We start from the raw sequence: 17,083 nt of genomic DNA on the forward strand, positions 1-17,083 counted from the left end.
ATAAGACGATGAAATTCACACTGTCCTGGCTGAAGGATCATCTCGACACCGACGCGACGCTCGACGCGATCTGCGAGCGGCTGACGCTGATCGGGCTTGAAGTCGAAAGTGTCGACGACAAGAAGGGCTTTGCCCCGTTCGTCATCGCCAAGGTGCTGACGGCGGAGAAGCATCCGCAGGCCGACAAGCTCAAGGTGCTCTCGGTCGACATCGGCTCGGGCGCGCCGGTGCAGGTCGTCTGCGGCGCGCCGAATGCGCGGGCGGGGTTGGTCGGCGCGTTCGCCGCGCCCGGCGTCTATGTCCCCGGCATCGATGTGACGCTTGGCGTCGGCAATATCCGTGGCGTCGAGAGCCGCGGCATGATGTGTTCGGAGAAGGAACTCGAAATCTCCGACAGCCACGACGGCATCATCGACCTGCCCGAGGATGCGCCCGTCGGCACGTCTTTCGCCAAATATTACGGCATCGACGATCCGATGATCGAGATCAACCTGACGCCGAACCGGCCCGATTGCACCTCGATCCATGGCATCGCGCGCGATCTCGCCGCATCCGGCATGGGCACGCTGAAGATGCGCCCTGCCCCCAGCTTCAAGGTCGAAGGCGAGACGCCGGTCAAGGTGACGCTCGATTTCTCAGGCGACGACAAGGCGCTCTGCCCGGGGTTCGCGCTCCGCCTCGTGCGGGGCGTCAAGAACGGCCCGAGCCCGGCCTGGTTGCAGAAACGCCTGCGTGCCATCGGGCTGCGTCCCATCAATGCGCTGGTCGACGTCACCAACTACCTGACCTTCGACCAGGGCCGGCCGCTGCATGTCTTCGACGCCGCCAAGGTGAAGGGCAACCTGACCGTCCGCCACGCGAAGGACGGCGAAAAGGTTCTGGCGCTCGACGGCCGCGAATACAGTCTTTCGCCGGCTAACGTTGTCATTGCTGATGAGAATGGCGTCGAGTCGATCGGCGGCATCATGGGCGGCGAGCATTCCGGCTGTGATGAGAACACGACCGATGTGCTGATCGAATCCGCGCTGTGGAACCCGCTCAACGTCGCCCGCACCGGCCGCGAACATGGCATCATCACCGATGCGCGCTATCGCTTCGAGCGCGGCGTCGATCCGGAATATATGGTGCCGGGCCTCGAGCGCGCGACCGAGCTGGTGCTCGAACTCTGCGGCGGCACGCCGGCGAAACTTGAGGTCGTCGGCTATGAAGGCTATACGCCCAAGGCTGTGAATTTCCCGTTCTCGGAGGTCAAGCGCCTAACCGGCCTCGACATTGCGAAAGAGGAATCGCTCTCGATCCTCAACCGCCTCGGCTTCAAGACCGAAGGCAGCGGCGACACCGTGACGGCCTATGTCCCCTCCTGGCGCCCGGATGTCGATGGCAAGGCCGATCTGGTCGAGGAAGTGATGCGCATCCACGGCATCAACGAGATCGGCCCGCAGCCGCTGCCGCGCCTCGGCGATGTCAACGCCAAGATCCTCACCACGCTGCAGATCCGCTCGCGGCTCGCCAAGCGGGCGCTTGCCGCGCGCGGCATGCTGGAAGCGGTGACCTGGTCGTTCATTCCGGCCGAGCACGCCACGCTGTTCGGCGGCGGTCATCCTTCGCTCAAGCTCGAAAACCCGATCGCATCGGATATGTCCGACATGCGGCCCTCGCTGCTGCCGGGTCTGTTGGCGGCTGCCCAGCGCAATGCCGACAAGGGTTATAGTGACGTGGCACTGTTCGAAGTTTCCGGCACCTATGAGGACGATACGGCGGACGGCCAGCGCCGCGTCGCCGGCGGTATCCGCCGTGGCACCGCGACGCTCAATGGCGCCGGCCGCCTGTGGTCGAACAAGGACAAGGGCGGCGGCAGGCAGGTCGACGTCTACGAGGCAAAGGCCGATGCGCTGGCCGTACTCGAAGCTATCGGCTTCCCGACCGCCAACATGCAGATCGAGCAGGGCGGCCCGAGCTGGTATCACCCCGGCCGCTCCGGCACAATCAAGATGGGGCCGAAGCTGGTGATCGGCCATTTCGGCGAATTCCATCCGAAGACGCTCGAAGCGCTGGATGTCTCCGGCGCGCTTTGCGGCTTCGAACTGGTGATCGACAAGCTGCCCGAGCCGAAGAAGAAGGCGACCCGCACCAAGCCGGTGCTGGAACTCTCGCCCTTCCAGGTCGTCCGCCGTGACTTCGCCTTCGTGGTCGATCGCAAGGTGGATGCCGGCTCGATCGTCCGTGCCGCCACCAGCGCCGACCGCAAGTTGATCACGGGTGTCTCGGTGTTCGATGTCTTCGAAGGCGCCTCGCTCGGCGAGGACAAGAAGTCGATCGCTGTGGAAGTCTCGATCCAGCCGGCCGAACGCACGCTGACCGACGAGGATTTCGACGCGCTTACCAAGCGGATTATCGCCAATGTTGAGAAATCCACGGGCGGGGTGTTGCGGGGTTAAGTTTTAGTGAGGGTGGCGGGGCGAAAGCTCCGCCGCATTCCCGAATTACCCCCTCTGCCCTGCCGGGCATCTCCCCCACAGGTGGGGAGAATACAAGCCGCCTGCTCGCCAGTCTCTATTGAGCGTCAGTTGCTCAGCATTCGGCGTTCGATTTCGGGCGGGGAGCGCGACACAAGCCATTCTCCCCACCTGTGGGGGAGATGTCCGGCAGGACAGAGGGGGTGCTCACACGCTCCCTACCACCCATACGCCTTCCGCGCACCCCGCAGTGGCTTCATCTCCGGCTCCACCCAGTTGCTCGGTGGGTGCAGCAGATGGTCCGGCGCCTCCGGCACTGGCAGCCCGTGCAGCCACAGCCACACCCGCATGCAGAGCCAGGCATCTTCCAGCGCGCCATGCTGCTTGCCGCGGCCGCGATGGCCCATATGGGCGAGCACCTTGTCGAGCCCGCCGGGGCGGCTGTATTTGGTCTTGTAGCGCCGCATCGAGCAGTCGAACCGCGCGGGGCCCAGCGTGTGGCCGCAGAGCGAGAATTCGCCGCGCACGAAGCGCTCGTCGAAGGCGGCATTGTGGGCGATCACCTTGTCGGCGCGCTGGAAGGGCGCGATGATCTCGTCGGCATGGGTGGAGAAATCGGGTTGGAAGGTCAGCGTCCAGTCGTCATAGCCGTGCACGGCGGCGGCGAATGGATTGCTCTTCCGGCCGGGATTGAAGATCAGATGGCCGGTGTTGGTGCAATCGGCGCCATCCTGCAGCGCCTCGATATCCAACTCGACGGCGCCGAGCGTGATCACCCGGTCGTCATAGGTGAGACCTGTCGTCTCGACATCGACGAAGAGAAGATGCCTCGGAGTTTTGCCTGCCACGTGCCCTACCCGCTTGCTGCCCGATTCCGGGTTAGAACCGTATGGGTGACTTGGCAAGCGAAGATGATGCTGGAGGCCCGCCCGCCCACAGATAGCGGACGGGCCGGTGCCGTAATCTCAAAGATTGGTCATCTTCATCATCGCTTCAGTATAGCGCGCGCCGGCCGCCGCTTCTGGCGAGATCAGCGCGCCGAGCGCGTCGGCTTCCGCATCCGTCAGCACGATGTCCACTGCTGCGGCATTGTCCTCGATGTTGCGGATCTTGCGCGCGCCGGGGATCGGCACGATGAAATCGCCCTGGTGAAGCACCCAGGCGAGCGACAGTTGCGCTGCGGTCACGCCCTTATTCCCGGCCATGTCGGCGATCTTGGCGGCGAGAGCGGCATTGCGGTCAAAATTCTCGCCTTGGAAACGTGGCAGGCCGAGACGGAAGTCGCCCTCCGCCAGGTTTTCGGGCTTCAGCGTACCGGTCAGCATGCCGCGCCCGAGCGGGCTGAAGGGCACGAAACCGATGCCGAGTGCCAGGCAGGTATCGAGCACATTCTCTTCGGGATCGCGCGTCCAGAGCGAGTATTCGCTTTGCACGGCGGCGATCGGATGGACCGCATGCGCGCGCCGGATGGTGGCGGACGAGGCTTCGGAGAGGCCGAGCGTCCGCACCTTGCCCTCTTTCACCAGATCGGCCATCGCGCCGACCGTCTCCTCGATCGGCACATCGGGATCGACGCGATGCTGGTAGTAGAGATCGATGACATCGAGACCAAGCCGCTTCAGCGAGGCCTCGGCCACCGCCTTGACGTTCTTCGGCGAACTGTCGGTGCCGCCCACCTGTTTCGTCACCCCGTCCTTCGTCTCGTAGCGAAAGCCGAATTTCGTGGCGATCGTCACCTTGTCGCGCAGCGGCTTCAACGCCTTGCCGACGAGAATCTCATTCGTCAGCGGCCCATAGGCCTCGGCGGTATCGAAGAACGATATGCCGATCTCGACGGCGCGGTGCAGTGCTGTAATCGCGTCCTTCTCTTCGGCACCGCCATAGGCGTGGCTGAAACCCATGCAGCCGAGGCCGATGGCGGAGACTTCGAGTTCTCGTCCGAGTTTGCGCTTCTTCATGGAAATATCCTTTCGAGATAGCGGATTGCCAACCGGGCGGGCGGGAAAGCAGGCGCCGGTCAAGAGAAAGGGAAACCATGAAATAGAACTGCCCGGCACGGCTTGCAAGGCGCAGCGGTGGATTTCAGCCGAATGACCCGTCGTTTTCGCTGCACCATGGCTGGCGCCGTCCGGTCCAGGTGCGAGCGATGCCCTCGCTCACCAGGATATCGCCGATCGAGCGACCCTTGCGCATCACGACGCGGAGCTTGCGGCCGTATCTGTCCTCATCACGCCCGGCGCTGACGAGTTCGAAGGCGCCGGCGCTCAGGAGTTCCGAGAGCCGGTTCGTGGCGCGGTCGCCGAGATCAGCCTCTTCGGCGCAGCGCGGCGGATGCGTCTCGGGCGCATCGATATCCGATATGCGGATCTTGTCCTTGGCCGTGTAGAATGTATCGCCATCGACCACGCAATTGCGTCGCGTTGTTCTGGAGCAAAGCGGATAGGACCGTTGCGACATGACAAGTGGAACCGGCTCGGGGCGAAGCGAGACATTCTCGACATCTCGGGATCGATTGCCATAGACCCAGAAGCCACCGAGGCTGAGACCGGCGCCGACCAGCAGGACTGTCAATGTGTTTGCCATGCCGCCGAGAGTAGATCGGCGGCCTTAACCCAAACTTAAGACGTGCTACCTGCGGCCGGCAAACTTCATTCTGTACCTGACATGCCCGTCCGATTTCACATAGGAATCATAGAGCTTGCGCGCCCGGACATTGCCTTCATCCGTATGCCAATAGAGCCGCGACCAGCCATGCTTCTCGCAGAGCGCCACGAGATCGTCGAGCAGTGCACGGCCGATGCCGGCGCCGCGGAACCGGTCGTCGAGATAGAGATCCTCGAGGTAGCAATCCTCGTTCATGACCCATGTGGAGGGATGGATGAGATGGATCGCGAAGCCGGCAAGTTCGCCATCCTTCTCGGCCACCCGCATCGCCATCGGCGAGGACGGATCGAGCAAGCGTGTCCAGGTGAAATTGCTGACCTCGGCCGGAACATCGACATGATAGAAGGCGAGATAACCCGCCCAAAGCGCACGCCACGCCTGTTCGTCTCCCGCAGCCACATCCCTGATCACCAATGCCATACCGTCCTCCATCATGATGATCCGGTTTAGCCTTTACTGGCCACCATAGACAAGCCATCGCCGGAGGTACGTCCGTCGTTTCCCGATTGCCTTGGTTCCGGCTTGCAAATATGGTGCCGGCAAATCAAAGATCGGGAGAAAAACATGCTACGTTTCGGGATCATTTCGACCGCGCGCATCGGCCATGAACAGGTCATTCCGGCCATCCAGGATGCCGAGAATTGCGTGGTCAGCGCCATTGCCAGCCGCGACCTTGCCAAGGCGCGCGCCATGGCCGACCGCTTTTCCGCGCCGCATGCCTTCGGCTCATACGAGGAAATGCTGGCGTCCGACAAGATCGACGCCGTCTACATCCCGCTGCCGACCTCGCAGCACGTCGAATGGACGATCAAGGCGGCCAATGCCGGCAAGCATGTGCTCTGCGAAAAGCCGATCGCGCTCAATGCCGGCGAGATCGACCAGCTGATCGCCGCGCGCGACCGCAACAAGGTTCTGGTGACCGAGGCCTATATGGTCACCTATTCGCCGGTCTGGCGGAAGGTCCGTTCGCTCTTGCAGGAAGGCGCGATCGGTACGCTGAAACATGTCCAGGGCGCCTTCACCTATTACAACAAAGACCCCGACAACATGCGCAACATCCCCTCGCTCGGCGGCGGCGGCCTGCCCGATATCGGCGTCTATCCGACCATTTCGACCCGTTTCGTCACGGGCAAGGAACCGCAGCGGGTGCAGGCCACAACGGAGCGCGACAAGGAATTCGGCACCGATATCTATTCCTCGGTCCGGGCCGATTTTGGCGACTTCGAGCTATCCTTCTATATCTCGACCCAGCTCGCCGCGCGCCAGGTCATGGTTTTCCATGGCGACAAGGGCTACATCGAGGTGAAATCCCCGTTCAACGCCAACCGCTACGGCGCCGAGGAACTGGAACTGACCAACCAGAACCACTCGCAGTCCCAGCACTTCCGCTTCCAGGATTGCCGCCAGTACAAGCTCGAAGCCGAAGCTTTCACCCGTGCGGCGCTGGGCCAGAAGGAAGAGGTGGTGACGCTGGAGAACTCGAAGAACAACCAGAAATTCATCGATGCGATCTATCGGGCGTCGGAGAAGGATGGGTGGGAGACGGTTTGAAGGACTCGGAGCCATCGCTTTGCTCCCTCTTCTCCCCAGCGGGGAGAAGGTGGCCCGAAGGGCCGGATGAGGGGGTGCGCGGAGCGCCAGTTCTGTGCCGGGACCCCCCTCATCGCCTCGCATACGCTCGGCACTTCTCCCCGCTGGGGAGAAGAGGGAGGCTGCGGCTCAAGCCCACACCTTGCCGCCGCACCGCGCCAACCCGATCACCTTCAACAGCATAATATCGGTAACACCCACAGCCATCACCGCGATGAAAGCGGCAGCCAGTGTCGTCAGCCCCTGCCAGTCGATGAAGAGGATCGCCGCACTACCGGCGACCCAGATGGCGTCACCAATGATCGCCACCCTGACGCCCGTTGCCGGCGCCTCGGACTGACTGCCCATTCCTAGATGAAACATTCCCCAGAGCAGCAGAAAGGCGCCGAGGCCGATCACGATCTCGGCGGTGAAGGCGGGTCCGATCAGTTCGGCCACCAAAGCCGAGAAAGTGAGGAAGCCAGTGCCGGCGGCGACGCAGACGACGCCGTCCATCACGAGGGTGTATTTCAGGAGATTGCGCTTGATGAGGTCGAGCATGGGATGTTCCTTTCATTGTTGACAGGCCCATCCTCGACAAAACAGGGAATGAAACCAATTACCTCTGAGGTAATGGAAATGATGCCGCGCTTGCTGTCTTATGCCGCCAGGAATCAAGGAGGCAGACATGCAGTTCGGCGAACAATTGAAGGAATGGCGCGGCCACAGGCGCATGAGCCAGCTGGATCTGGCGACCGAGGCGGGCATTTCCTCGCGCCATCTGTCGTTTCTCGAAACCGGGCGCTCGCGGCCCACGGAGGGCATGATCCTCAGGCTCTCCTCGGTGCTCGATATCCCGGCGCGCGAGCAGGGCATGATGTTCTCGGCCGCCGGCTTCCGCCCCCGTTTCGGCACGAAGCCGGCACAGGCGCTCGACAATTTGCCTCAGCCGGTCGCCGAGGCGATCAGGCTGATCCTCGGCCGCCACGATCCCTATCCGGGCGTGGTTTTCGACCATGAATACAACATGCTGGCGGCGAACAATGCCTTTGTCAGCCTTGCCGGCATGGCGGGTGTCGCGGTGTCGCTCGGCGACAATTTCCTCGATGCCTATCTCGGGCCGACACCGCTCAGGAATATTATCGTCAACTGGGAGCGGTCGGCGGCCGATCTTGTCCACCGCATAAGGGGCGAGGCCTGGCTGCAGGGGCCACGCTCGGCGCTCTCGAAACGGCTGGAACGGCTGGCGAAGCTTCCGGAGATCGTAGCCGCGCTCGAGGCTTATCCGGAATCCGAACGCCTGCCGGTCCTGCCCATCGAGATGAAGATCGGCGCCAAGCGTTTCAACTGGATCACGACGCTGACCAGCTTCGGCTCGGTTCAGGATGCGCTGGTCCAGGGCGTGCTGATCGAGTCTTTCTTCCCCGCGGACGAGGAGACGAAGCGGCATTTCGAGAGCTGAATCCGGCTAACTATTTATGGCGACCATGCCGCCGACGATCAGCGCGACGCCGAGGAAATAGCGCAAGGTCAGGGCCTCGCCAAGGAAAAGCTGCGCCAGCAACGGCACGAAGCAGAATGTCAGGCCCATGAAGGAATAGGCGATCGTCAGCGGCACCTGCTTCAGCACGAAGATCCATACGATGGTACCGAAGGCATAAAGCGCCAGCGCCGCGACGAAGAGCGGGTTGAGCAGCAGGCCGGCCAAGCCGTTGGCATTCAGCCCGCCGGTCGTCGCGCTCGTCAGCTTGAACAGAACCTGGCCCGCCGCGATCAGGAACGGCGTTCCGAGAAGGCCAATCCAGATCGGGACCGGAAGGCTGAACATCGGATCCTACGCCCTGTCTTCCGAATAAAGGATGTCGCGGCCGACATCGACGCAGGCATAGACCGGAGGCACCGGATGCATCGCGCGCAGGAAGGAATGCACATAGGGGAAGAAATTGAAATGCGGATTGAACGCGTAGCGCGATTCCCGCTCGCGCGGCACGACGATGATCAGCCGCTTCTTCGCAACCCGCCGCAGTTCCGCGATCGCCTTGTGATATTCGAGCACATGCTCGATCACATGGGTGCAGATCACGGTGTCGAACTCGCCATCGGCGAAGGGCAGATCTTCCACCTTGGCGGCGACATAGCCGATGCCTTCGAGCTTCGAGGCGTCGTCGATGACGAAATCGACGCCGGTCAGGCGCTCGAAGGACCGCGATGCCTTGATCCGCGACAGAAGCGCGCCGGTGCCGCAGCCGACATCGACGACGCTGTCGCCAGCGATCTGCTCGATGATGCGCTTGATGCAGGCTTCCGAATTGTCGGTTCCCTCATGCACGCGGGGATGCTTGCGGTAGAGATCGGCATACTCCTCGTCGGTCAGGAAAGGCGCGCGTTCGCGGAAGCGGGCGAGATGATCGATATGTTCGCCCCATGCCAGCTTTGCGGCATGCCGGAAGATCTGGGAATCCCTCACCACCGGCGGCAGGATATCCTCGATCACGAAACGTATGCGATTGGTCATTTCCCGGTTCATGGGATTTTCCTTAAGAAACCGTCAGGCGGCTTTTTTCTTTGCGGGCGTGCCATCGCCTTTTTCGCGCCTGAACGAAAATGCCGAATGCGCCGCCGCGAAGATCGACGGAATGGCGAGATATTGCAGCCGAAGCTGCTCGACCCGCGCCCGCGCCACGGAATCGAGGATCAGCCCGGCCATGAAGATGCCGAACGACATGGCGACCATGGTCACGGCCAGCATCCAGGTCGGCATGCGCGTCACGAGCCCCGTCGTGAAGAACTCGTAGAGCACCGGGACAGAGAGCGTGACGCCGCCGGCAAACAGGGCGGCCGCGAAGATCAGGAAGAAGGAGAAGGGCCGCGTCATCTTCATCAGCATCGCGAACATCCAGAGGATCTTCGCGCCGTCGTTGACGCTCGACAGCTTGGAATGCGAGCCCTCCGGCCGCCGGCCGTAGTCGAGTTCGAGTTCGCATACGGGCAGCCTCAGCCGCGAGGCATGCACCGACATTTCCGTCTCGATTTCGAAGCCATCGGAGATTGCCGGGAAACTCTTGACGAAGCGGCGCGAGAAGGCCCGGTAGCCCGAGAAGATATCGGTGAAGTCCCGGCCGAAGATCGATTGATAGAGCCGGTTGAACACCTTGTTGCCGAAGGCATGGCCCTTGCGGCCGGCATCGACCGTCACGTGGCGGCGCGTGCCCACCACCATGTCGACGCGCTCGGTGAGCAGCGTGTTGATCAGGTTCTCGGCGTCCTCGGGCGAATAGGTGCCGTCACCATCGGCCATCAGGTAGATGTCGGCCTCGATATCGGCGAACATCCGCCGAACGACGTTGCCCTTGCCCTGGCGGGATTCGCGGAACACGGTGGCGCCGGCCAGTGCCGCGCGCATCGCGGTGTCGTCACGGGAGTTGTTGTCGTAGACATAGATGCGCGCCGTGGGCAGCGCACGCCGGAAGCCCATCACGACCTCGCCGATGGTCAGCGATTCGTTGTAGCAGGGAATGAGCACGGCGATCTGGTGGCTCTCGGTCATCTCTATCCGATCTCTAGTGCGCGCGAGCGCACGCTTCTCCTCGGCTTTACTATTTCTTGAGGAGGTTAAGTTTAGGTTTCGGACTCGGCGAATATTCCTCTTTTGGGCTTTGAAATGGCGACTGACAGCGGCAAACCGGCAGCCGGACCCACCTATCTCGCCGCCTGGCGCAGGCCGGACCTCAATGACCAGGTAAGCTACCGCGGCTTTTCCCTAATGATCCTGCTGTTCAGCCTGGCGATCATCGCGTTCCAGCTGGCCCTGTGGTTCCTCAAGGCCAAGGATTATGTCGGCATGGATCCGGACGATGCCATGCGGCTCGTCGAGGTGCGCGACTATCTCGGCGGCCAGGGCTGGTTCGATCTGACACAGTACCGGCTCGGGCCGGATGGCGGCACGCTGATGCACTGGTCGCGGCTGATCGATTGGCCGATCGCCACGCTGGTCTCCCTTTACGCCTTGTTCCTTTCGCCGCATCAGGCGGAAGTGATGGCAGTCGCCACATGGCCGCTGCTGCTGGTCGTTCCGCTTCTCGCCTCGATCGGCCTTGCCAGCTATCGCCTTGGCGGCAAGGGCGGCATGGTCATCGGCCTCCTCCTGTCGGTCGTGTTTCTCGCCGCGATCGTGCGCTTCCGGCCCGGCGCCATCGATCATCACAATGTCCAGCTGGTTCTCGCTGCTTTCATGACCGCCATGCTGATCGATCCCTTCGCGCGCGCCTCGAATTTCGCCGCCGCCGCTGCCGCTGGCGGGCTGGCGCTGGCAATCGGTGCGGAAACCACGCCGCTCGTCGCGGTCTCGGCCATCGTCGTCGCCGTGCTCTGGGCGATCGACAGCGAACGCTACCGCAAGGCCGCGATCGGCTTCGGGCTGGCCTTTGCGGCGGCCACGGGCGCGATCTTCTTCGGCACGACCCCGTTCGGCCACTACGGTTCGGTCACCTGCGATACGCTGTCGCTCGGCTATCTGTCGCTCGCCACCGTTGGCGGCGCGGCGCTGGCAGCATCCGCATTCGTCCTGACGGACAAGCCGATCCACATCCGCTTCACGGCGCTGGTGCTTGCCGGCATCCTCGTCCTCGCGACCGCGATCCTTGTTGCTCCCGAATGCCTGCAAAATCCGCTCAACAATCTCGATCCGCTGCTGAAGACGATGTGGCTCAGCACAATCACGGAAGCCCAGTCGATCGTCGCCGAGATGCAGCACAGCCCGGAGGATATCGGCGGCTTCTATGCGGTGGGCCTGCTCGCGCTCGCGGTCTGCTTCATGCGCATCATGCGCCGCGAACAGACGATTGCCCATGCCATCCTTCTCGCGCTGATCGGGATCAGTTGGATCGTCGGTCTGCTCCAGGTTCGCGGCACGATGTTTGCGAATTTTCTCGCCTTCATTCCGCTTTCGGCGCTGATCGCCGATCTTCGCGCGCTCTATGCGAGCCGGCAGAAGGACAGTCGTGCCGCGCTCGCCTTCGTCATGTCGGCGCTGCTCAGCGTGCCTGCGGTCTGGACGATGGGCGGGATGGCGGCTTTCAAGGCAGGCGACGCCATTGCCGGCGTGCCCGCCAACCAGGCGGATGCCGTGGACCCGGATGCCGAAGCCTGCGTTACCGAAAAGCGCGTCGCAGATTTTGCCGAGATGCCCGCCGGGCGGATTCTCGCGGGCTTCAATACAGGCCCCGCCCTGCTGCGCTTCACGCCGCATTCGGTGCTGGCGGCCAACTATCATCGCAACCAGGCCGGCATGATCGCCACGCTGAAAATCGCCATGGCCAAGCCGCAAGACGCCCTGCCGATGATGGAGGCACAGGGGGTCGGCTACGTCCTGTTCTGCAACGACGACCCGCTGGTTGACCTGATGAAGTCGAAATACCCGGATGGTTTTCTGGCGAAGCTCGGCAAGGGCGACGTGCCGGGCTATATCGAGGAAATCCCGCAGCGTGCCGCCGGCTTGCATATCTATCAGATGATCCAGAGATAGAACCGGCGAGACGAACCCGCCGGAATAGACGGCTAGGCGAAAGCAACGGCTTTCGCGACGAGCGAGGCGCTCGATGGCCGGAATGGATAGAGGACCAATTCGTCGTACCATCCGTTGGCGAAACCCGAACCCCTGCCGAGAAAAGCCGAGGAGAATGTCGCGTCATGCGGCGTCGCCGATGTGGCGATGACCGAGCCGTTATAGGATCCCGCCTTGCCGGCACCATCCCAGCCGGCCGCCGTGCCGAAAGCCGGCAAAGGCGCCGTCAGGGCAGGGCCGACCTGTATGGCCGATGCGTTGCCGAGGGAAATCTGCGTCTGCGCGGTGTTGAGGCCGACGATACGCGAACTCGCGCCTCCGACGAAATTGCCTGAAGATCCCCAGATCGCCTCACCCTTGAGCACGATGCCCGCTGCCATCCTGCCGATCAGCGCCAGCGCCTTCGGGCCGAACTGGCAATTGTCGGCGGCACGCGTTGCGGCAGTGCCCGTTGTCGGAATGTAGCTCGTGCAGCGGGGCGATTTTTCGAGCTGCGGGCACGCGACTTCGATCACGGCAGTCCAGGCCTGCCCGGTCGGCAGCGAAACGCCGAGTTGCAGACGCACCATATTCTGCCCGCCGGCGGGGAAAACGCCTCCGTGCAGCGCGATTGTGTTGTCGCCCGTCGCCAGATTGGCATTCAGCATGATTCCCGTCGGCGTCTGGGCTTCGACCTGCACGCTGATCGCATGGCTCGACGACACGAGCGCTGCGAAAAAAGATGCCGACCAGAGTTCACCTGAAGCGCCCGCAATGTCGGCAAATCGAAACCGCGGAAATTGGGTCGAGCCGGTATTGTTGACGACGTTGAATTCCAGCCGCAAGCGTTTCCGACCCCTGCTATCGGTGGTCACCGAAACGAGATCGACATATCCCGTACTGGCGCCGCCAAAGGCCGCCGACATGCCGGTGGGCAAGACGCCGACATTGCCGACACCATCGTGATAGCGCCGGCCGGCGGTAAAGCCGGTCATCTCCGAAGCCAGAACGACGTTGGTCGAAGCGCCTTCGAGCAGAAGCTGCCGTTTGCCATTGGTATGGTCGAAGCGCGGCACGTCGGATGCAGCGATCTGCAGGTTTCCACCCGCATCGATGTAGGTGGCATTGCTCGAACGGGTGAAGCTGAAGAGGCCTTGGAAAACCGCGGCCTGCATCTCAGTCAACGCATCGGCGGAAGCAGCCGCGATCGACGCGGCATCCCGGGTGGTGACTGCATAACGTCCCAGCCTGAACGAGGCGATCGACGCCGGCAGCCGGGATATGCCGGTGCCCTCCTCGATCGCCGCATGGGCCGGCGCCTGCCACCAGGCCTTCTGGCCGGCAAGCATGATGTCCAATCCGGTTCCCAGCATCAGACCAGCCCCAGGATATCCGTGGCGGTCGTGCCGGTCGCCATGACCTTGGTCGCACGCACCGGCAGCACCGTGCCCGAGGCGACGCCGGTGAAGGTGACGCTCGCGCCCGATGCCATGACGACGGCGAGCGTGCCGGCCGAGCCGACATAGAGCGCCCGCGTCGTCTCGGACAGAACGTTCGTATCATGTGGCGTCACGGCAAATCCGTGCGCGGCGGGGCCGGAAAGCGAAGGCGAGGAATTCTGAAATCTGTCAGGCATGAAACTGCTCCTTGAAAATAATCGACACGCCATTATCCCACTGCCCAAAAGGGCGGGGATAACCGCGAGTCAAAAATTTTTCACGAGCGTTTTGAAAGCCTTAGGCGAATTCCGTTTTCGGACCTGAGCGTCAACCGCGCGACGGGCTTCGGCACATGACCCTCGACGGGCTGGATATCGTAGTGCCGCATGATCATCGACAGGATGATCGCAGCCTCCTGGAGCGCGAAGGATGCGCCGAGGCAGACGCGCGGCCCCTGGCTGAACGGCATATAGGCCGAGCGGATCGCATCCTTCTCGTCGTCCCGCGAAAAGCGGTCCGGATCGAACATATCCGGGTTCTTCCAGATCTCGCGATGGCGATGCAGCAGCCAGAGCGAGATGAAGATCGCCGAACCCTTCTTCAGCTTCTTGTCGCGCATCGTCTCGGGCACGGTGATGTCGCGCGGCACGAAGGAGACCGGCGGATAGAGCCTGAGCGTTTCGCGGAACACGTCGCGCGTCAGCTTGAGGAACTTGAAGTGCCGGGGCTGCAGGCCGCCTTCCTGACCGAAAGCGAGTTCGGTCTCGGCATGCATGCGGTCCTGGACATCGCGGTCGCTGGCGATCAGGTAGAGCGCCCAGGAGAGTGCGCTCGCCGACGTCTCGTGGCCGGCGAGGAACATCACAGCGATCTGGTCGATCAGTTCCTTTTCGGTGAACTTCGAGCCGTCGCCGTCGCGCGCCTCGATCAGCGATTGCAGGATGTCCTGCGGCTTGATCTCGGGGTTGGTTTCCAGCAGCTCCATCCGCTTGCGCACCATGCGCGCCAGTGGACCCCTGATGTTGCGGGCATGGCGGATGGCGCGGAGCCGTGGGATCGAGAGCGCCTGCGGCAGGCCCGCCATGTTCCATACGCCGTGGATATAGGCGAGTTCCTGGTAATTGTTGAAGGCGGTGAAGATCGACTCGGCGTCCTCGGGCGGGATCGGCTCGGAGAAGATCGTCCGGAAGATGATGTCGGCCGTCACATGCGTCATCTCGAAATCGATCGAGACCTCGCGGCCGTCAGCGACGGCATCGAGCCGTTTCTTCATGTCTTCGGCCGCCTGCATCATCAGCGGAAAGACTTCCGAAATGCGGGCGAATTCGAAGGCGGGGTTCATCATCCGGCGCTGGCGCTTCCACACCTCGCCATTGGACACGAACACGCCATTGCCGAGGATCTGGTAGAGGATCGTCCCCATCAGGTCGCTCTTGGGGTAGAGCGCCACGTCCTCGCCGAGGATGCGGTTGACGATGTCGGGCTGGGTGAGGAAATAGAACCTGCGGCGGGCGCCGGTGAACTCGCCCATCTTCATCGAGTAGCTCTTCTCGAACAGCACGTCGAGCGAGGAATGCCGCCCCTTGATGATGCGGGTGAGCGGCGAGGGCCGCGTCTTCCTGATCTCCGGCATCGGGCCGATGATACGGCGGCTCATTCTCACTTTTCCTTCTTGAAATACGGCTTGCCGGATTGTCTCGCGGCGTAGCGCTCGCGCGCACTTTGATTTCCCGCAATCAGCAGCACGAAATCATAGAGATCGGTACCGACCTGCGGATGTCCATTGGCATGCAGATAGAAGAAATGCATCAGCATGCGGAAATAGCGCGCCTCGTTCATATGCTCCTCGGTGTGGATCTTATGAAACTGGGCGTTCAGCATCTTCGGCATGCTCTTCGGTGGATTGGGCAGGAAATCCAGCACGTTGATCAGCGCAAAGCAGGCGCCGTCCGGCGGCGAGGAGAAATCGAGCCAGTTGAAATCCGGAAATTTCGCAAAGCGCGAAAGCTCCTCGTGATACCAACCATGCTTCTTCCGGAACGACAGCAGCGACTGGGTCTGGCCGAGTGTCACAAATCCGAGCGGGGAATCCTTGCCCCCCAGTTCCGGCCGCCGTTCGAGCACGCGCGCGGCAACGATCGTGGCAAGCGTGGTGCCGAAACTGTGGCCGATGATCAGCGCCTCATCCGGCTTGCCCTCCTCGATCGACGCCACGATATGGTCGGCCATCTGGTTGAGCCGTTCGTCGAGGCCGGGCACGTTGTCGCGCGAGATCACCATCTTGTTGGCGAAAACCCCGATCCGGCCATTCCATTCGGGCCGGTAGCGATCCATATTCTTGGTGATCCACCAATAGAACCAGCCGCCGAGCGCGATCAGTGCCAGCGCGACGACCTTGCCGATCACCCCGGGGAAGAGCCAGAGCCCGATCAGGCCGATCAGCGGCAGCAGCACGCCGAGCCCATGCATGATGGCCGTCATCGCCGGTGCCACCATGACAATCGAGATCGGCCAGGAATCGCGGACAGTCCTCATATAGACGCCGTCCACGAACAGGCGCCACCACACCCCGATACCCTGGAGATAGACCAGCCAGTTGCGCTTGTCCCAATGGGCGCGGATGATGTCATCCCATTGCAGGAAATCGAAATTCGTCTCGGCCGGACCGCCCGGAATATCCGAGGTAATCACCCAACGTCGCACCAGCTTGCCGATATTCTTGCGCGGACCGGTCTTCACGGAGTGGCCGCTGGTCTCGCTCCACTTGTCGGTCTCGGTGACGCAGTTCTTGTGCAGGAAGAGCGCGCCACGCGGATCGTAGCCGCTGATGAAGAACACCTGGCGGCGGAACGGTTGGGTTTCGGTTTCCTGCATGTCACCCCGGATCATGGACGCGTGATCGCGGCGAGTGCTTGCCCGCCGGTGGCCGTTCCTTAGCGGAAAAGCGTATGTCCGTCCATGAAAAGGCGTGGTTTGCTCAGAAGCGCCTCGCCGCCAGCCGATCGACCTCGTGCGGCGGCAGCATTTCGGTGAATTGCAGGTTGAGCCGCACCGCCGTCCGGCCCACAACCGTACACCCGATCTTGGCGGGAAGCCCGGCGATGACGATATGAAGGTCGTTGGTCAGCCCGTCCGTCGATGCACATGAGACCATGCAGCCGCCTTCCGAGAGGTTGAGCACCATCGCCGACTGGGAAATATATCCACGAAGGCCGCTGCGCATGCACGAAAGCATCGCATCGAGCCGGACCTGCCTGCGGCGATGATACCGCTGGTCGTCTTCCAGCATGATGCTGTTCTGGGCATTCATCATGAAACCCTCCGTTAGAATATTCGAAATTAGCCATGGAAGGCATTAAGATGCGATTAACGCCGGCCCGGCCGTCGCTGTTCAAACCGGTCATCGCTGTTCG

Annotated in this window: 17 protein-coding genes; 4 read left to right on the forward strand and 13 right to left on the reverse strand. The window is 62.4% G+C overall.

Annotated features, from left to right (window positions below; translation table 11 throughout):
* Positions 1-8: 8 nt before the first annotated feature.
* Positions 9-2,438: a phenylalanine--tRNA ligase subunit beta gene (gene pheT, locus ACSQ26_RS21765; protein WP_436012566.1), complete on the forward strand. Its 2,430-nt coding sequence runs from the start codon at positions 9-11 to the stop codon at positions 2,436-2,438.
* A 236-nt stretch (positions 2,439-2,674) separates the two neighbouring features.
* Here pheT and ACSQ26_RS21770 read toward each other — a convergent pair whose 3' ends face one another.
* The 4 genes from ACSQ26_RS21770 to ACSQ26_RS21785 form a co-directional block, all read right to left on the reverse strand.
* A complete protein-coding gene (locus tag ACSQ26_RS21770) occupies positions 2,675-3,304 on the reverse strand; it encodes a 3'-5' exonuclease (RefSeq protein WP_436012568.1) in 630 nt (209 codons plus the stop codon).
* 117 nt (positions 3,305-3,421) lie between these two features.
* Positions 3,422-4,414 carry an aldo/keto reductase gene (locus ACSQ26_RS21775; RefSeq protein ID WP_436012570.1) on the reverse strand — a complete coding sequence of 331 codons (993 nt, stop codon included), beginning with the start codon at positions 4,412-4,414 and terminating at the stop codon, positions 3,422-3,424.
* 124 nt (positions 4,415-4,538) lie between these two features.
* Complete coding sequence (locus ACSQ26_RS21780) at positions 4,539-5,039, reverse strand: thermonuclease family protein (RefSeq protein ID WP_436012572.1); 501 nt, start codon at positions 5,037-5,039, stop codon at positions 4,539-4,541.
* 45 nt (positions 5,040-5,084) lie between these two features.
* Positions 5,085-5,540, reverse strand: a complete 456-nt coding sequence (locus ACSQ26_RS21785; RefSeq protein WP_436012574.1) for an N-acetyltransferase family protein — start codon at positions 5,538-5,540, stop codon at positions 5,085-5,087.
* Positions 5,541-5,684: 144 nt separating this feature from the next.
* Between ACSQ26_RS21785 and ACSQ26_RS21790 the strand changes: the two genes are divergently transcribed.
* Positions 5,685-6,671, forward strand: coding sequence for a Gfo/Idh/MocA family protein (locus ACSQ26_RS21790; protein ID WP_436012576.1), 987 nt, complete (start codon positions 5,685-5,687; stop codon positions 6,669-6,671).
* Between the two features lie 168 nt (positions 6,672-6,839).
* Here the strand turns inward: ACSQ26_RS21790 and ACSQ26_RS21795 are convergent, their stop codons facing one another.
* Positions 6,840-7,250: a hypothetical protein gene (locus ACSQ26_RS21795; protein WP_436012578.1), complete on the reverse strand. Its 411-nt coding sequence runs from the start codon at positions 7,248-7,250 to the stop codon at positions 6,840-6,842.
* A gap of 127 nt (positions 7,251-7,377) precedes the next feature.
* Here ACSQ26_RS21795 and ACSQ26_RS21800 point away from each other — a divergent pair, with 127 nt between their 5' ends.
* Complete coding sequence (locus tag ACSQ26_RS21800) at positions 7,378-8,151, forward strand: helix-turn-helix domain-containing protein (protein ID WP_436012580.1); 774 nt, start codon at positions 7,378-7,380, stop codon at positions 8,149-8,151.
* A gap of 6 nt (positions 8,152-8,157) precedes the next feature.
* Here the strand turns inward: ACSQ26_RS21800 and ACSQ26_RS21805 are convergent, their stop codons facing one another.
* The 3 genes from ACSQ26_RS21805 to ACSQ26_RS21815 are packed head-to-tail and all read right to left on the reverse strand — an operon-like array spanning position 8,158 to position 10,236.
* The gene (locus tag ACSQ26_RS21805; RefSeq protein WP_436012582.1) at positions 8,158-8,517 is read right to left on the reverse strand and encodes a transporter; all 360 of its coding nucleotides are present in this window, start codon (positions 8,515-8,517) and stop codon (positions 8,158-8,160) included.
* 6 nt (positions 8,518-8,523) lie between these two features.
* A complete protein-coding gene (locus ACSQ26_RS21810) occupies positions 8,524-9,216 on the reverse strand; it encodes a class I SAM-dependent methyltransferase (protein ID WP_436012584.1) in 693 nt (230 codons plus the stop codon).
* 21 nt (positions 9,217-9,237) lie between these two features.
* On the reverse strand, positions 9,238-10,236 hold the full coding sequence (locus ACSQ26_RS21815) for a glycosyltransferase (RefSeq protein WP_436012586.1): 999 nt from the start codon (positions 10,234-10,236) through the stop codon (positions 9,238-9,240).
* A gap of 114 nt (positions 10,237-10,350) precedes the next feature.
* Here ACSQ26_RS21815 and ACSQ26_RS21820 point away from each other — a divergent pair, with 114 nt between their 5' ends.
* Positions 10,351-12,213: a hypothetical protein gene (locus ACSQ26_RS21820; protein ID WP_436012588.1), complete on the forward strand. Its 1,863-nt coding sequence runs from the start codon at positions 10,351-10,353 to the stop codon at positions 12,211-12,213.
* A gap of 32 nt (positions 12,214-12,245) precedes the next feature.
* On the opposite strand, the gene ACSQ26_RS21825 is transcribed toward ACSQ26_RS21820, so the two are convergent.
* From ACSQ26_RS21825 to ACSQ26_RS21845, 5 genes are all read right to left on the reverse strand, one after another.
* Positions 12,246-13,604, reverse strand: coding sequence for a phage head spike fiber domain-containing protein (locus tag ACSQ26_RS21825; RefSeq protein ID WP_436012590.1), 1,359 nt, complete (start codon positions 13,602-13,604; stop codon positions 12,246-12,248).
* Positions 13,604-13,867 (reverse strand): spike base protein, RCAP_Rcc01079 family, encoded by a 264-nt coding sequence (locus ACSQ26_RS21830; protein ID WP_436012592.1) that lies wholly within the window; start codon positions 13,865-13,867, stop codon positions 13,604-13,606. The genes ACSQ26_RS21825 and ACSQ26_RS21830 overlap by 1 nt, the downstream gene beginning before the upstream one ends.
* Before the next feature lie 80 nt (positions 13,868-13,947).
* Positions 13,948-15,327, reverse strand: a complete 1,380-nt coding sequence (locus tag ACSQ26_RS21835) for a cytochrome P450 (RefSeq protein WP_436012594.1) — start codon at positions 15,325-15,327, stop codon at positions 13,948-13,950.
* A 2-nt stretch (positions 15,328-15,329) separates the two neighbouring features.
* Positions 15,330-16,559 (reverse strand): lipase family protein, encoded by a 1,230-nt coding sequence (locus tag ACSQ26_RS21840; protein WP_436012596.1) that lies wholly within the window; start codon positions 16,557-16,559, stop codon positions 15,330-15,332.
* Positions 16,560-16,647: 88 nt separating this feature from the next.
* Complete coding sequence (locus tag ACSQ26_RS21845; RefSeq protein ID WP_436012598.1) at positions 16,648-16,983, reverse strand: PilZ domain-containing protein; 336 nt, start codon at positions 16,981-16,983, stop codon at positions 16,648-16,650.
* Positions 16,984-17,083: the final 100 nt, after the last annotated feature.

This window comes from Rhizobium sp. LjRoot254 (assembly GCF_964254105.1).
Lineage (GTDB): Bacteria > Pseudomonadota > Alphaproteobacteria > Rhizobiales > Rhizobiaceae > Rhizobium_E.

Bases quoted from the DNA above. Each gene is read 5' to 3' on its own strand.
- ACSQ26_RS21795 (WP_436012578.1), bottom strand. From the start codon at position 7,250: ATGCTCGACCTCATCAAGCGCAATCTCCTGAAATACACCCTCGTGATG.
- ACSQ26_RS21810 (WP_436012584.1), bottom strand. From the start codon at position 9,216: ATGAACCGGGAAATGACCAATCGCATACGTTTCGTGATCGAGGATATC.
- ACSQ26_RS21775 (WP_436012570.1), bottom strand. From the start codon at position 4,414: ATGAAGAAGCGCAAACTCGGACGAGAACTCGAAGTCTCCGCCATCGGC.
- ACSQ26_RS21790 (WP_436012576.1), top strand. From the start codon at position 5,685: ATGCTACGTTTCGGGATCATTTCGACCGCGCGCATCGGCCATGAACAG.
- ACSQ26_RS21820 (WP_436012588.1), top strand. From the start codon at position 10,351: ATGGCGACTGACAGCGGCAAACCGGCAGCCGGACCCACCTATCTCGCC.
- pheT (WP_436012566.1), top strand. From the start codon at position 9: ATGAAATTCACACTGTCCTGGCTGAAGGATCATCTCGACACCGACGCG.
- ACSQ26_RS21800 (WP_436012580.1), top strand. From the start codon at position 7,378: ATGCAGTTCGGCGAACAATTGAAGGAATGGCGCGGCCACAGGCGCATG.
- ACSQ26_RS21815 (WP_436012586.1), bottom strand. From the start codon at position 10,236: ATGACCGAGAGCCACCAGATCGCCGTGCTCATTCCCTGCTACAACGAA.
- ACSQ26_RS21805 (WP_436012582.1), bottom strand. From the start codon at position 8,517: ATGTTCAGCCTTCCGGTCCCGATCTGGATTGGCCTTCTCGGAACGCCG.
- ACSQ26_RS21845 (WP_436012598.1), bottom strand. From the start codon at position 16,983: ATGATGAATGCCCAGAACAGCATCATGCTGGAAGACGACCAGCGGTAT.
- ACSQ26_RS21830 (WP_436012592.1), bottom strand. From the start codon at position 13,867: ATGCCTGACAGATTTCAGAATTCCTCGCCTTCGCTTTCCGGCCCCGCC.
- ACSQ26_RS21785 (WP_436012574.1), bottom strand. From the start codon at position 5,540: ATGGCATTGGTGATCAGGGATGTGGCTGCGGGAGACGAACAGGCGTGG.
- ACSQ26_RS21835 (WP_436012594.1), bottom strand. From the start codon at position 15,327: ATGAGCCGCCGTATCATCGGCCCGATGCCGGAGATCAGGAAGACGCGG.
- ACSQ26_RS21780 (WP_436012572.1), bottom strand. From the start codon at position 5,039: ATGGCAAACACATTGACAGTCCTGCTGGTCGGCGCCGGTCTCAGCCTC.
- ACSQ26_RS21825 (WP_436012590.1), bottom strand. From the start codon at position 13,604: ATGCTGGGAACCGGATTGGACATCATGCTTGCCGGCCAGAAGGCCTGG.
- ACSQ26_RS21840 (WP_436012596.1), bottom strand. From the start codon at position 16,559: ATGATCCGGGGTGACATGCAGGAAACCGAAACCCAACCGTTCCGCCGC.